Here is a 15,187-nt window from a genome sequence, read left to right on the forward strand (position 1 = left end):
TCAGATGAACGGCCTTTCGTTTTTTCGACAGATGGCAGCCTGCGGACCTACAGGTAGGGGTCCGCCTGCGCCAGATAGTTCTGCACGTAGTCGCGGGCGCCGTCTTCAAGGCTGCGGAAGACGACGGGACATCCGGCATCCTTCAGACGCTGCATGGGCGCTTCGGTGAAATACTGGTACTTGCCGCGCAGTTCCTCGGGCATCTCGATATACTCGATGACCGGTTCCTTGCCCATGGCGATGAACACGGAACGTGCAAGATCGTTCCACTCGCGGGCCGAACCGGTGCCCACGTTGAACAGCCCGTTGGCCTGCGGATTCTGCAACAGCCACCACATGGCGTCCACGCAGTCCTTAACGTACACGAAGTCGCGTTTCTGGCCGCCGTCCGTGTAATCAGGATGGTAGGACTTGAAGAGCTTCATCTTGCCGGTCTCGCCGATCTGCGAGAAAGACTTGCAGACCACGCTCATCATGTTGCCCTTGTGGTATTCGTTCGGGCCGTACACGTTGAAGAACTTGAGGCTGGCAATCTGATCCAGCAGGCCTTCGCGGTGCGCCCAGAGATCGAAAAGCTGCTTGGAGTAGCCGTACATGTTCAGGGGCTTGAGACGCAGCATGGATTCCACGGAATCTTCAAAGCCCAGAGCGCCGTCGCCATAGGTGGCCGCGGAACTGGCATTGATGAAACGCGCACCGTGGTCAAGCGCGTAGGTGCACATGGCCTTGGTGTAACGCAGGTTGTTGTCCATCAGGAAATCAGCGTCGCGTTCCGTGGTGGAGGAACAAGCGCCCATGTGGATAATGGCGGTCACATCCCAAGGCAGTTCGTCGTGCAGCACCATATCAAGAAAGGCATCGCGGTGAATGTAATCCACGTACGTGCGGTTGACGAGGTTCTTCCACTTTTCCGTGCAGGCGAGATTGTCCACCACCACGATATCGGTAATGCCCATCTCGTTGAGCTTCCAGACCATGGCGCTGCCGATGAAACCCGCGCCTCCGGTTACGATATACATAGTCACTCCTTGTACGAGGCTCCCTGTTCAAACACAGCGGGGCCCCTCATGGGATAGAGGGCAGTCAGCTAAGCTGCTGCGGAAGCGTTTTCGCGTTCCACAACCGGACCTTCTTCGGTGACGGTCACCTTGAGACCGAACATGTGGGCGGTGTCCGCCAACGTGCGGCCGAAATAGAATTCCAACTCTTCGGCAGGAATGCCCGCCTTTTCGCAGACCACAGCACGGAAGGCCATGTCGAAGCGCACGGCTTCCGCAAAGGCTTCGCGGGCAGCGGGATCGGCATCAAAGGCGGCCGAATGGCGTTCAAGCTGCGCATAGCCACACTTTTCCTCGTGCACACGGATAAGCTCGGCCACGCCGGACTCATCGCCCACGACATCCATCCGGGTGATGCGATCCTTGTCGTACATGGCGGAAATCTCTTCGGGATTCCAGCAATCCAGTGCACGGCATTCCACAGGACGATCATTATAAATGAAACACAGGTGATCAACGATGTTAAGGAAGCGGCAGGTCCACGTATTGGTATCGCGGCCGCGCAGCTTCACGATCTCCTGCTCCAAGGGCATGAGTTCGCCGGATATCTGATCGCGCACCAGTTCGCCACGACGAAAGGTCATAAGATCCTTACGACCGAAGGCGCCCTTTTCCAGACGCGAAAGGTCCTCGCGGTGCAGGGCGGGACCGCCCTTGGCGCAGCAGGTGCCGCAACGTGTGCATTCTCTCTGTATGGTGTGACCCATGACGGTCTCCTTTCTTCTCTGACCCGTCTGCAGACAGCGGACGGAATACCCCGCGCCATTCCGCAGACCAAAAAACAACGGCAGGCGGAAGAAACACGGGCGGAATACGTAGGGGTTACGCCGCGGTGCGTACGGCCCGCGCGCCGAAACGGCAAGTATTGTCCTGCCACCCCACAAAACCCATAGTTGTACTTACGAACCATGCCGCCATATACGACTTCCGGTCACACGTCCAGAGCGAGTCGCGGACGGGATCGTACACAGCCCCCTCTCCGCCGCCGATAATGGAGGCGCGCTCGGGCGTCTCGCTGCGGAACACGGAAGCGACGCAATACCCGCCGAGCATGGGGGGCTCTTCCATAATGGTCGCCAGTTCGTCCACCGTGGGCAGCCGCCAGTCAGCATGACCCGCAAAGGCCGTTTCATTCAGCCATGCCACGTAATCGTTGGCCTCGGGCCACGTCAGGGGATAATCGCTGCCCAGCTTCTGCCACATGCGGCCCGTGGCGGCATCCAGCACCGTGCCGTCGCCCTTATCCAGGAGCTGACCGGGCACCTGCGAAGGACGTCCCATGCAGCGCGGACGCCACAGCTCATCCAGATCGAAGCGCTGCCGAGCATCCGGCACGCCGCATTTACAATAGGCTTCGCGCAGCCCTCCTTTGGGCACGCAGGGAGCCGAAACAATGCCTTCGTCCTCCAGCAGACTGCACACACTACGGACTCTGGCCCGCCAGCGGTCTCGCAGACGCACCAGTTCCACCGCCATGGCCCGAGCGTTGGGGAAGCGGTCGGCCGGGTCAGACGCCGTGGCGCGAACAAAAAAGGCGTCCCACGCCTCATCCAGATCTTCGCTGTAGGAGCTGGCCGGGGGAATGTGCCCTCCCGTTTCCGCAAGAAGCTCGTCGTCATTGGGCAACACGCCCGTCAGCATGCGATAGAGCATGATGCCCACGGGAAAGAGGTCCGCCCTGCCATCCACGTTGTCAGGATCACGCTCCTGTTCCGGCGGGGCGTAATATGGCGAGCCCACCTTCACGCCCCCCGGCTCCATGCCGGGAGTCTCGCCCCGCAAACGCGAAAGGCCGAAGTCGATGAGCTTCACCTCGTCATGCCCTGTAATCATAATATTGAAGGGCTTCACATCGCGGTGCACCACGCCCGCATGATGCATGCGGTCCAGCGCGTCCAAAGTCTGCAGGGCATAGGACACGGCCCGCTCAAGGGGCAGCCTGCGTGTGGGAGCCTCCACCCTGTAGCTCTCGCCGATGAGCATGCCGAGGTTGAGGCAATAATATTCCATCACGAAAAACGGGCGTTCTTCGCCCGCCACCCGCGCCACATCGTAATCCCACACCGAGGCGATGTTCGGATGGTCCATCGCGGCCATCATGCCCGCTTCCTTCTCGAATTTGGCGGCCAGCGTCTCCAGTCCCACCAGATCTTCAAGCACATCAGCCGGACGCAGCAGCTTGAGCGCCGCAATGCGCCCCGTCACCGGCTGCGCAACCTTGTATACAGCGCCCATGCCGCCCCTGCCGAGCAGCCCGCGCACTTCATAACGACCAATTTTCATGATCAATCCGATAGTTGAAAATCAGAGCAAACGCTCGGCGTACCGGAACGGCATGCCGACTTCCTTGAATTTGCGTACCGTGGTTTGCACGTCGTATTCCACAAAACGCACCTGCAGTTCCCACGTTTCCGTATCCCAGAGCACGTATTTCGCCCTGCGGTCACCGTCGCGGGGTTGCCCCACCGCGCCGATGTTGATGAGGTAGCGCTTGCTGCGGTCCAGATAATGCACCCCTTCCGCCAGCGGACCGCGTATGATGCGCCCGGCCTTCATCTCCACAAGCTCAAGCTCGTGGGTGTGCCCGATAAAGGCAAGGGGTTCCGCAAAGGCGTCGAAAAGCTCGGCAACCTGCTTCGTCCCCTGCTCATACAGGTACTTGAGCGCCGAATCCGGCGGCAGACCGTGCACGAAGAGAGCCCCGTGCCGCGACAGCGACATGGGAAAGCCGGCTATGTATTCCACGACTTCCTCGCTGACCAGCTCGCAGGTGCGCTGCAGGGCTTCCCGGGACTGGGGGTTGAACCAGTTGCGACACTTGGAACGCGTCACACCAAGCTCGTGGTTGCCCATGACGGAAAGCACCCCCAGTTCGCGTACCAGCCGCACGCAGGCTTCAGGGTCCGGGCCATAGCCCAGATTGTCGCCAAGTGAAATGATCTCCGCCGGTGGCGGCACCTGCTGTTTCATGTCGGCAAGCACGCTTTGAAAGGCTTCCAGATTGCCGTGAATATCCGAGAGTACTGCTATTTGCATGGATGCAAGGTAACAAGAAAAAGGCCGCAGGCAAATGCCGTATTTCACCCACACCAGGACGACCGCACAAGCCGAGCCCTCCCTCACCCCAAACAGCAAGCAGCTCATGCTGGGGCGGTGTAAAGATGCGGGAAAAGAAGCATTGCAATACCCCGTTTTCTGACGACGCCCTAATAATACGCAGCGCGTTGCCACGTCCATCCGGCTGTTGTACCATGCAGTGTGGCTCCAGCCCTTCACGGAGCATGGAACGCAGATAAACACAGGGAGATTCCCATGCAGATTGCCATGATCGGACTCGGAAGAATGGGCATGAACATGACCCGCCGTCTGCTTAAGGACGGACATGACGTGGTGGTGTGGAACCGTTCTGCCGACAAAGTACAGCAGATAGTGGCGGAAGGAGCTCGCGGAGCAGAGCATCTGGAAGACCTGAATCATATGCTCGCACCGCGCCGTACAGTCTGGTGCATGCTGCCTGCGGGCGATGTGACCCGCCAGACGCTGAAAACGCTGGGCGGCATACTCTCCCCTGATGACCTTGTGGTAGAAGGCGGTAATTCCTACTGGCGGGATGATGCCGCCAACGCAGCCCTGTTGGCCGAAAAAGGCATAGGCTATGTTGATGCAGGGGTTTCCGGCGGCATATGGGGACTTGAGATAGGCTACTGTACCATGGTCGGCGGGGCGCAGGAACATGTTGCCCTGCTCACGCCCGCGCTGGATTCGCTGGCTCCGGAGCAGGGCTGGAAGCATGTGGGCCCCGTAGGTTCCGGCCACTTCGTCAAGATGGTACACAACGGCATAGAATACGCCCTGATGGAAGCCTATGGTGAAGGGTTTGACCTGATGCGCAACGGCCCCTTTGAAAGTTTGGATCTGCAAGGCATTGCCGCCCTGTGGAACAGGGGCAGCGTAGTACGTTCGTGGCTGCTGGAACTGCTGGACAGCGCCCTGAGCAAGAACCCTGACCTTTCCGGTCTCAAGGGCTATGTAGAAGATTCCGGCGAAGGCCGCTGGACCGTGCTGGAAACCGTGCACCACGGCGTAGCTGCCCCCGTGCTCGCGCAAGCCCTTTACCAGCGATTTGCCTCCCGTCAGGACAACGCCTTTTCCAACCGCGTTCTGGCGGCTCTGCGCAACGAATTCGGCGGGCACGCCGTGAAGAAGGACTAGCCCTCATGGATCTGGAATACGCTCTCAGCCAGACCAATGTCTGCGCCGAACAACAGGCAGAAGACTGTGGCATCATTGTCTTTGGTGCCTCCGGCGACCTTGTGCACCGAAAACTCATTCCGGCCCTGTATGGACTGATGCGCCGCCGCCTGCTGCCCCCGCGTTTTTACATTCTGGGTTTTGCCCGTTCGGACATCTCAGAAGAGACTTTCCGCGAACGCATGCGCAAAGCCATTATCGACGCTCATGGGGAACAGCCGCCGGACATGCTTAACGGCTTTCTGGCCATGTGCCGCTACTCCGCAGGCGACTATAACGATCCCGCAGCCTATAACAGGCTTGCAGGCCGCTGCTCCGTCTGCGACAAGGATTTTGATTCTTCGGGCAACCGCCTGTTCTACCTTGCGCTGCCTCCCGAACTGCATCCGGTTGTCGTCGAACGTCTGGCTGAGACAGGAATGACAGCAGAAGGTCCGGATCGCAACCCTTGGGCCCGCGTGGTCTTTGAAAAACCCTTCGGCCACGACCTGCAATCCGCCATCGCGTTGGATAACCGCCTTGCCCGCGTGATTGCCTCGCACCAGATTTTCCGCATGGATCACTATCTGGGCAAGGAAACCGTGCAATCCGTGCTCATGTTCCGCTTTGCCAATGCCATATTCGAACCACTGTGGAACAGAAGCTATATCGACCATGTGCAGATCTCCACGCTGGAATCCATCGGCGTTGAGCATCGCGGCGGTTACTATGATCAGGCAGGCTGCCTGCGCGACATGTTCCAGAACCACATGTTGCAGATGCTGGCCATAACCGCGATGGAGCCGCCCATCTCCTTTTATGCGGACAGGGTGCGGGAAGAAAGGACCAAACTGCTGCGCTCCATACGCCCGTGGTCCATGGATGATCTCGGCAGCTGGATCGTACGCGGTCAGTATGCTGCGTCTCCGGCAAGTTCCTCTTCACTGCCGGACTACAACAGCGAGCACGGCGTGCGCCCTGATTCCACTACGGAAACCTATGTGGCTGCCAAACTACTTATCGATAACTGGCGATGGCAGGGCGTGCCCTTCTACCTGCGTTCCGGCAAGGGCCTGCAGCGCAAATCGTCGGAAATTGCAGTCACCTTCAAGCGTGTGCCCTATTCCATGTTCGGCATGACCTCCAAGGCGCAGATGCCTGCCAACGTGCTCATTCTGAAAATACAGCCCGATGAAGGCATCGACCTGACAATCCAGACCAAACAGCCCGGCCCCAAATCCTGCATGTCTTCCATGGCGCTTTCCTTCAAATATCAGGAAGTGTTCGGCATCACGCCCCCAAACGCCTATGAACGCCTGCTGCTGGACTGCATGCAGGGCGACCGCACCCTGTTCTGGTCACGAGAAGGCGTAGAGGCGGCATGGCAGCTCATTGATCCTGTGCTTGCCGCGTGGCGTGAGAAACCGCACCTATGCCCCCTGCACCGTTACCCCGTAGGCAGCTGGGGGCCGGAAGCGGCAGACGAACTTGTCCGCAAAGAAGGCAGACGCTGGCGCAGGCCGCCTGAAATGGCGGGTACGCATGAGTTATGAAAGGAGCGGAAGTCTCCAACGATTCATCACTCTAGCCAATTGCCTTTCGGTCCAAATTCGTCTATCGCTAACAACTCTGGAGTCGCGGCCCCGAAACCATAATGCTTTTCTCAGCAAACCAAGACCGGACGCATCCGGCATGAATACACAATGCGCAAGGCTTCCATAGGACTTACCCCCGAGGGCGTACCCTCGCTTGCCCTGACCGGCCTCGCCACGCTCGCCTTCGGCATGCTTGGCTGGTGGCCCCTTACCATCGTGTTTCTCGTCCTGTTCTGGTTCTGCCTCCACTTCTTCCGCGATCCCGAGCGCGTGGTTCCTACCGATTCCGGTCTGGCGATCAGCCCCGCTGACGGCAAGGTCATCAAGATCCAGCCCATGCCCGACCCCTTCACCGGCGAACCCCGCCAGTGCATCTGCATTTTCATGAACGTGTTCAGCGTGCATGTGAACCGTTCCCCCGTGAGTGCCACGGTCGCCGGTATCAAGTATCACCCCGGCAAGTACCTGAACGCCGCATGGGACAAGGCCAGCACCGACAACGAACGTTGCGCCTACAACCTGCAGGACACCGAAGGCCGCCACTGGACCATGGTGCAGATCGCCGGTCTCATCGCCCGCCGCATTGTATGCCGTGTGGATGAAGGTGATTCCCTGAACCGCGGAGAGCGCTTCGGCATGATCAAATTCGGCTCACGGGTTGACCTTTACATGCCGGACGACTATGTTCCCTCTGTAAGCATCGGCGAACAGGTCTTCGCCGGCCAGACCGTTCTGGCACATCGTCCGAACGAGAACGGCAACTAAACGTAGCAACTACACACTGATACATTGGCAAAAGGCATGAGCGAACAGCGCAAAACTCCCCGCAAGGGTGTCTACATCCTCCCCAATCTCTTCACCACGGCAAGCCTGTTTTCAGGCTTCATGGGGTTGATTTGGGCGGCTGCGGGCAATTTTGAGATGTGCGCCATGGCCATTCTGTTCTCCGCCCTCATGGACGGTCTGGACGGAAAGGTCGCCCGCCTGACCAATACTGCCAGTGAATTCGGTGTGCAGTACGACTCTCTGGCCGACTGCTGCGCATTCTGCCTGATTCCCGCCTTCATGGTCTATCAGTGGCATCTGCACGCATTCGGCCGCCTCGGCATTGCCGTGGCGTTCCTCTTTGCCGCTTGCGGTGCCTTGCGGCTTGCGCGGTTCAACGTATCCACCGCCGTAACGCCCAAAAAGTTTTTCATCGGCCTGCCTACCCCCGCCGGGGGCTGCACGCTGGCCACCATGGTGTTTTTCGCACCCTACCTGCCTGAGAGCATGATGCGCTTCTTCCCTGCGCTTGTTCTCGGCACCACGTTCGTATCGGCTTTCCTCATGGTCAGCCGTATCCGATACGCTTCCTTCAAGGAATACGGGTTCCTCAAGGCCCATCCGTTCAGCTCGATGGTTTCTGCCATCCTCCTCTTCGTGCTCATTATTAGTGAGCCGAAGCTGCTGGGATTCCTGGTGTTTGCGGGCTACATTATTTCCGGCCCCATTTACACCTTCCTATTCCTATCCCGGCGCTCTTCCAAGCTACTAGGTGACCTAAGCACCGGTCACAGCGAGTAGTCGCTCTCTACTTCCCCATTTACCAATTTTGTGTATACTCCGTCGGCCCCTAAGCTAACGGAGCACAGACAGAACGCGGAACAGGTCCGCACAAGGCCATAGGAGCAGACCTCATGGCACACGCAGTCGTAACTATCGATTTCAGACAACTGCATCATCTGTCGTTCGTCAGACAGTTCGCCAACCTGCGACTATCCTGAGCATCCGGCGCAAGCCGGACACAAGGATTGTCAATGATTCCGAACAACAACGAACAACAGACGCGGCGCGCGCCGCTTTAAAAGGAGCATAATCATGTCTGACAAGGTTTTCATTTTCGATACCACCCTGCGTGATGGCGAGCAGTCCCCCGGTGCAACCATGAACATGCGCGAGAAGATCCGTCTCGCACGCCAGTTGGAAATCCTTGGCGTAGACATCATGGAAGCCGGTTTCCCCGCAGCCAGCCAGGGCGATTTTGAAGCCGTCAAGGCCATTGCCGAGACCATCAAGGACGTACAGGTTGCCGGCCTGTGCCGCGCCATCCAGCCGGATATCGACCGCTGCTGGGAGGCCATCAAGGGCGCAGCGGATCCCCGCATTCACACCTTTATCGCCACCAGCCCCGTGCACATGCAGTACAAGCTGCGCAAATCCCCGGAGCAGGTGATCGAAATGGCCCGTGAGGCCGTGAAGTATGCAGCGCGCTACACCTCCAACGTTGAATTCTCCGCCGAAGACGCTTCGCGCTCCGACTGGGACTTCCTCGCCCGTGTGGTAGAGACCGCCATTGACGCCGGTGCAACCACCATCAACATTCCTGACACCGTGGGCTATGCCCAGCCGCAGGAATTCGGTGAAATGGTCGCCTATGTCATGGAAAAGGCCTCAAACAGCCACAAGGCCATCTTCAGCGTGCACTGCCACAACGACCTCGGTCTGGCCGTAGCCAACACGCTCTCCGCACTCAAGGCAGGTGCGCGTCAGGCGGAAGTGACCATCAGCGGCATCGGCGAACGCGCAGGCAACGCCGCGCTGGAAGAAGTGATCATGGCCATGCGCACGCGCTCCGGCTACTACCAGTTGGAAAACCGCATCAAGACCGAGCAGCTCTTCCCCACCTGCCGCCTGCTCTCCATGATCATCGGCCAGCCCATCCCGCCCTACAAGGCCATTGTGGGTCCCAACGCCTTTGCCCATGAATCCGGTATCCATCAGGACGGCATGCTCAAGAACCGCGAAACCTACGAAATCATGACCCCCGAATCCGTGGGCCGTCTCAAGACCGACATCGTGCTCGGCAAGCACTCCGGCCGCAACGCCATCAAGGGCAAGGTCGAGGAACTGGGCTACAAGCTCGATGACGAACAGATTCAGGTGGTCTTCGAAGCCATCAAGGGCCTCGCCGACAAGAAGGAAAAGGTGTATGACGAAGATGTGGAAGCCCTCATCCTCGAAGAGGTCTTCCGCATTCCGGACAAGTTCCGTCTCAAGCACCTGTCCGTACAGGCCAGCGACGTGGGCGTGCCGCCCTCTTCCGCCGTGGTCATGGAAGTGAACGGCGAAGAAAAGCAGCACACCACCTTCGGCGTGGGCCCCATTGATGCGGTGTTCAACGCCATTGCACAGATTGTGGGCCGTAACCCCCAGCTCAAGCGCTACACCGTAAACGCCATTACCGGCGGCAGCGATGCGCAGGGTGAAGTTACCGTACGCCTCGAAGAAAACGGCATGGAAACCGTGGGACGCGGTTCCGCTCCAGATATTATCGTAGCCAGCGCGCGTGCATACCTGAACGCGCTCAACCGTCTGGCCAAGAAGGAACAGGAGGACAAATAGGATGGCTCATACCCTCGCGCAGAAGATTCTGCAGAAGCACACCGACCAGCAGATCACCGAGGCGGGACAGATCGTCCAGTGCAACGTCTCGCTGGCGCTGGCCAACGACATCACAGCACCGCTGGCCATCAAGTCCTTCCGCGCCATGGGCGCAAAGAAGGTGTTTGACAAGGACCGCGTAGCACTCGTCATGGACCACTTCACCCCGCAGAAGGATATTGAATCCGCCATTCAGGTAAAGGGTGTACGCGAGTTCGCTGAAGAACAGAACATTACCCACTACTACGAAGGCGGCGACTGCGGCGTGGAACACGCCCTGCTGCCCGAACTGGGCCTTGTCGGCCCCGGCGATATCGTGGTGGGCGCGGATTCCCACACCTGCACCTACGGCGGCCTCGGCGCGTTTGCGACCGGCCTCGGCTCCACCGACGTAGCCGGTGCCATGGCGCTGGGCAGCACCTGGTTCAAGGTGCCCCCGACCATCAAGGTGGAATACAACGGCACCTTGCCCGCCCATGTGGGCGCCAAGGACCTTATCCTCAAGCTCATCGGTGAGATCGGCGTTGCCGGTGCCCTGTACAAGGCCCTCGAATTCGGCGGACCCGTTGTGGACGCCCTCGACGTGGAAGGCCGCATGTGCATCGCCAACATGGCCATTGAAGCAGGCGGCAAGTGCGGCCTGTTCCCCGTAGACGAAAAGACCATCGCCTACACTGCGGCTCGCGGACGCAAGGACAGCCCCATGACCGCCGATGCCGGTGCCGTGTATGAACGCATCGTCAGCTTTGACGTATCCGGCATGTCGCCGCAGATCGCCTGCCCGCACCTGCCCGAAAACGTGAAGCCCGTGGAAGAAGTGAAGAACGTGCGTCTCAACCAGGTTGTGGTCGGTTCCTGCACCAACGGCCGCATCAGCGACCTGCGTGAAGCCGCAGCCATACTCAAGGGTCGCAAGGTTGCCAAGCACGTACGCACCATCATCCTGCCCGCCACCCCCGGCATCTGGAAGCAGGCGCTGAAGGAAGGCCTTATCGAGATCTTCATGGATGCAGGCTGCATCGTCGGTCCCGCCACCTGCGGTCCCTGCCTTGGCGGCCACATGGGCATTCTGGCGGACGGTGAAGTGGCCATTGCCACCACCAACAGAAACTTCAAGGGCCGCATGGGCAGCCTTGAGTCGGAAGTGTACCTCTCCAGCCCCTGCGTTGCTGCGGCATCCGCCATTGCCGGCGAAATCGCCGACCCGCGCAAGCTGTAGGAGAGACAGAGGGGATCATCCCCCTGCACCCCGCATAAGCGATGTACATCCGGTGTTCTGCTCCGGCGCTTCCGGCAACAGGACCGATAAGAGGAGTTTATATCATGAGTTATCAGGGTACTGCCCATAAAGTCGGCGATCATATCGATACCGACGCCATCATCCCCGCCCGCTTCCTCGTCACCACCGACGTGAAGGAGCTGGGGGCCAACTGCATGGAAGGCCTCGAAGCTGGCTGGATCAAGCGCGTCAAAGAAGGCGACATCATGGTCGGCGGCGAAAACTTCGGCTGCGGCTCCTCCCGAGAGCACGCCCCGCTCTCCATTCTGGGCGCAGGCATCCCCGTGGTTGTGGCGCACTCCTTCGCACGCATCTTCTACCGCAACAGCTTCAACATGGGCCTGCTGCTCATTGAAGTGGGCGATGACATCAACAAGATCAACGACCGCGACGAAATCAGCATCGACGTGGAAAAAGGCGTCATCACCAACAAGACCACCGGCACGGAAATCACCTATCCTCCGCTGCCCGAGTTCATGCGCGAGTTCCTCACCAAGGGCGGCCTCATCCCCTACGTGAAGGAAAAACTGGGCGCTTAGGTTGATGCAGAATCTGTTTTGAGTGTTTTTCGTTTTTTGTCTTCGATGAGCAGGGGGATAATCCCCCTGCACCCCTGACAGCGGGATACGCCGTACCTGCGTTGGCAAACGCGGCCTGCTGTAAAGACCCGTCCGCGGGTCAAGGGGGGCGTTCCCCCCTTGCGGGTGCAGGGCAGAGCCCGCCCGCCGGAGGCAAAAAAACATTCCTCAACAAAAATACAAAATTTCCCATTACGGAAGAAAGCCATGAATATGAAGATATGCCTGATGCCGGGCGACGGCATAGGCCCAGAAATAGTGGAACAGGCGGTAGCGGTTCTGGACAAGGTAGCTGCCAAATTCGGTCACACGGTTGAATACACCGAGGCGCTGATCGGCGGCGTGGCCATTGACGCCACGGGCAATCCGCTGCCTGACGAAACCGTTGCCAAGTGCAAGGCTGCAGACGCAGTCCTGCTGGGTGCCGTGGGCGGTCCCAAGTGGGACAACCTGCCCGGCAACCAGCGTCCCGAGAAGGGCCTTCTGGGCATCCGCAAGGCACTGGGCCTGTTTGCCAACCTGCGCCCCGCCAAGCTGTTCCCCGAACTTTCCAAGGCTTGCTTCCTGCGTCCGGACATCGTGAAGGACGGCATTGACGTGATGGTCGTGCGCGAACTGACCGGCGGCATCTACTTCGGCCAGCCCGTGGGCCGTGAGATGCGCGACGGCAAGATGACCGCGTTCAACACCATGGTCTATGACGAGGAAGAAGTGCGCCGCATCGCGCGTCTGGCCTTTGACGCGGCCATGAAGCGCGAAAAGCGTCTGTGCTCCGTGGACAAGGCCAACGTGCTGGAAGTTTCCCGCCTGTGGCGCGAAGTGGTGGAAGAAGTGGCCAAGGAATACCCCGAGGTCGAACTTTCCCACATGTACGTGGACAACGCGGCCATGCAGCTGGTGCGCAACCCCAACCAGTTTGACGTGATCGTCACCGGCAACCTGTTCGGTGACATCCTGTCCGACGAGGCCGCCGTCATCACCGGCTCCATCGGCATGCTGCCTTCCGCTTCCCTGGGTGCAAGCGGCCCCGGCCTGTACGAGCCCATCCACGGCTCCGCCCCCGACATCGCAGGGCAGAACAAGGCCAACCCGCTGGCGACCATTCTCTCCGTCGCCATGATGCTGCGCTATGCGTTCAACCTCGCCAAGGAAGCGGAAACCATCGAGAACGCCGTACAACGCGTACTGCAGGAAGGTTACCGCACCGGCGACATCATGGAAGAAGGCAAGAATCTTGTAGGCTGCAACACCATGGGCAACCTCGTTACCGAGCGCATCTAGCCCGCACCAGCTTCCTTTCAAAGACTGATTCAGGAAACGCCGCCCCGTATGGGGCGGCGTTTCTTCACACCTGCTGCATCCGCTAACGGCTTGGCGTTTTTGCAATTATAGGCTAACCTTCCGCTGATTTGGCATCATGCCTACTGGCGGAGAAAATAATATGATCAAAAAAGACAGTTACCCTATGCAGTGCTACAGACATGCTGTTGCTTGCCTCACCCTCCTTGCCGCCCTGCTCACGCTTGGCGGATGCATGGGGGGCAATTCCAACGGCGTAGTGGCAGATGACGATTCAGCCACGTTCACCGTTCAGGGCACTACGGCTGTCATGCGGGGCATGATAGACAGGAGCACGGCCAGCGCCATCATAGAATTGATGACCGAGAACGATCAGGTTCGCACCATCTCAATGCAGCGGGTGACCAGTTCCGCCGGCTATCGCGAACTGCGCGATGCGGCACGCCTGCTGCGCGATTACCGCCTGACCACCCACGTGCCCGCAGACGGCTATATCAGTCAGGATGCTCTGGACTTTTACATCGGCGGCTGGAAACGCACAGCTGCTCAGGGGGCCACGATAGCTGTCGGCTCATGGTTCGACGGCGACAACTACGGAGTCGACCTGCCGCGGCACAACAGCCTGCACTACGGCTACCTGACCTGGTTCAGGGAAAACGGCTTACCGGAAGATTTCTACTGGTTCTCGCTGAATGCGGCCCCCAAAGGCAACGAGCGACCGCTGACTCGAGAAGAAATGGTACGCTATCGGGTTGTAACCGAATAAACCAGCAAGCGGTCAAACATCTGCTGCGGGAACAGAAACGCCCAGTTCCTCCGGCACATGCCAGATACGCAATAGACACACCACGATGCTTACGGTCCGGGAGGGGATGATCGGACATGGCGAAAAAGCGGATGGAACAAATCAAGACAGCATTGCCGGGCATTGCCGCAATCAGCATAGCACTCATACTGCTCATGGCATGCATGACGCTTGCTCCACGGAACGCTCCTGCTAAAGTACGGCCTTTGCACATCGTCATGACAGAGTGGGCACCCTACACGTCCAGCTACATACCGGACAAGGGAGCGCTGGCGGAAATGACCGAAATAGCCTTCAAACTGCAAGGCTACGAGGTGCGCTTCAGCATTGTTCCCTGGCAACGGGCGCTGGACATGATGGAGCGGCAGGAGGCAGACGCCCTGCTGGCCGTGTATACTTCCAAACGAAACGAATCCCGCTATTATCTGAGCGATCCTCTGCTGGCCGTGGACTCGGTGTTCGTCCGCCTCAAGGATATGGAAATCCCATACCGGAAGCTGGACGACCTCACCGCATGGCGAATAGGCGTGGCGAAGGACACTTCCTATGCCGCCACGCTGAAGAAGCAGGGACCGTTCATTGTGGAAGAAGCGCCGCACGAATTACTGAATTACCGCAAGCTGGTCACGGGTCGTATTGAACTCATGCTTGATACGCGGGAAACCATTGAACGCATGATGGACAACATGCCCGAATCAGAACGGCAACCCATTGTGTACATGGAACCGCCGTACCACACCAAGACCCTGCACCTTGCCTTTCACCCCACCGATGAGGGCAAGATGCTGAACAGACAGTTCAACGCAGGCTTGCAGAAGGTACGTGACAAAGGGGTTCATGCCGCCATTCTGGAAAAGCACCATATTGCACGGTCGACGGGAAAGGCCAGGTCCAGACTGGATTAACCTCAGACAATCAGG

The 15,187-nt window shown here is 59.0% G+C and carries 14 protein-coding genes; 10 read left to right on the forward strand and 4 right to left on the reverse strand.

Annotated elements, in window-relative coordinates; all coding sequences use genetic code 11:
* Positions 1-47: 47 nt before the first annotated feature.
* The 4 genes from rfaD to N1030_RS10895 form a co-directional block, all read right to left on the reverse strand.
* Positions 48-1,019 (reverse strand): ADP-glyceromanno-heptose 6-epimerase, encoded by a 972-nt coding sequence (gene rfaD / locus N1030_RS10880; RefSeq protein ID WP_265825508.1) that lies wholly within the window; start codon positions 1,017-1,019, stop codon positions 48-50.
* A gap of 68 nt (positions 1,020-1,087) precedes the next feature.
* Entirely contained in the window at positions 1,088-1,765 is a 678-nt protein-coding gene (locus N1030_RS10885) for a YkgJ family cysteine cluster protein (protein WP_265825509.1), read from the reverse strand.
* 115 nt (positions 1,766-1,880) lie between these two features.
* Entirely contained in the window at positions 1,881-3,341 is a 1,461-nt protein-coding gene (locus tag N1030_RS10890; RefSeq protein ID WP_265825510.1) for a protein kinase domain-containing protein, read from the reverse strand.
* A gap of 21 nt (positions 3,342-3,362) precedes the next feature.
* Positions 3,363-4,094 (reverse strand): metallophosphoesterase family protein, encoded by a 732-nt coding sequence (locus N1030_RS10895; protein WP_265825511.1) that lies wholly within the window; start codon positions 4,092-4,094, stop codon positions 3,363-3,365.
* Positions 4,095-4,370: 276 nt separating this feature from the next.
* Here N1030_RS10895 and gnd point away from each other — a divergent pair, with 276 nt between their 5' ends.
* From gnd to N1030_RS10945, 10 genes are all read left to right on the forward strand, one after another.
* On the forward strand, positions 4,371-5,270 hold the full coding sequence (gnd, locus tag N1030_RS10900) for a phosphogluconate dehydrogenase (NAD(+)-dependent, decarboxylating) (protein WP_265825512.1): 900 nt from the start codon (positions 4,371-4,373) through the stop codon (positions 5,268-5,270).
* Positions 5,271-5,275: 5 nt separating this feature from the next.
* Positions 5,276-6,841 carry a glucose-6-phosphate dehydrogenase gene (zwf, locus tag N1030_RS10905; RefSeq protein ID WP_265825513.1) on the forward strand — a complete coding sequence of 522 codons (1,566 nt, stop codon included), beginning with the start codon at positions 5,276-5,278 and terminating at the stop codon, positions 6,839-6,841.
* Positions 6,842-6,991: 150 nt separating this feature from the next.
* Complete coding sequence (locus N1030_RS10910) at positions 6,992-7,648, forward strand: phosphatidylserine decarboxylase family protein (RefSeq protein ID WP_265825514.1); 657 nt, start codon at positions 6,992-6,994, stop codon at positions 7,646-7,648.
* A gap of 36 nt (positions 7,649-7,684) precedes the next feature.
* On the forward strand, positions 7,685-8,449 hold the full coding sequence (gene pssA / locus N1030_RS10915) for a CDP-diacylglycerol--serine O-phosphatidyltransferase (RefSeq protein ID WP_265825515.1): 765 nt from the start codon (positions 7,685-7,687) through the stop codon (positions 8,447-8,449).
* A gap of 294 nt (positions 8,450-8,743) precedes the next feature.
* Positions 8,744-10,267: a 2-isopropylmalate synthase gene (locus N1030_RS10920; RefSeq protein ID WP_265825516.1), complete on the forward strand. Its 1,524-nt coding sequence runs from the start codon at positions 8,744-8,746 to the stop codon at positions 10,265-10,267.
* 1 nt (position 10,268) lies between these two features.
* Positions 10,269-11,525, forward strand: a complete 1,257-nt coding sequence (gene leuC, locus N1030_RS10925; RefSeq protein ID WP_265825517.1) for a 3-isopropylmalate dehydratase large subunit — start codon at positions 10,269-10,271, stop codon at positions 11,523-11,525.
* 104 nt (positions 11,526-11,629) lie between these two features.
* Positions 11,630-12,124, forward strand: a complete 495-nt coding sequence (locus N1030_RS10930; RefSeq protein ID WP_265825518.1) for a 3-isopropylmalate dehydratase small subunit — start codon at positions 11,630-11,632, stop codon at positions 12,122-12,124.
* A gap of 246 nt (positions 12,125-12,370) precedes the next feature.
* Positions 12,371-13,444: a 3-isopropylmalate dehydrogenase gene (gene leuB, locus N1030_RS10935; RefSeq protein WP_265825519.1), complete on the forward strand. Its 1,074-nt coding sequence runs from the start codon at positions 12,371-12,373 to the stop codon at positions 13,442-13,444.
* A 160-nt stretch (positions 13,445-13,604) separates the two neighbouring features.
* Complete coding sequence (locus tag N1030_RS10940; RefSeq protein ID WP_265825520.1) at positions 13,605-14,228, forward strand: hypothetical protein; 624 nt, start codon at positions 13,605-13,607, stop codon at positions 14,226-14,228.
* A 116-nt stretch (positions 14,229-14,344) separates the two neighbouring features.
* Positions 14,345-15,172 carry a substrate-binding periplasmic protein gene (locus N1030_RS10945; protein ID WP_265825521.1) on the forward strand — a complete coding sequence of 276 codons (828 nt, stop codon included), beginning with the start codon at positions 14,345-14,347 and terminating at the stop codon, positions 15,170-15,172.
* Positions 15,173-15,187: the final 15 nt, after the last annotated feature.

This window comes from Desulfovibrio mangrovi (genome assembly GCF_026230175.1).
In the GTDB taxonomy this organism is placed as follows: Bacteria; Desulfobacterota; Desulfovibrionia; order Desulfovibrionales; family Desulfovibrionaceae; genus Halodesulfovibrio; species Halodesulfovibrio mangrovi.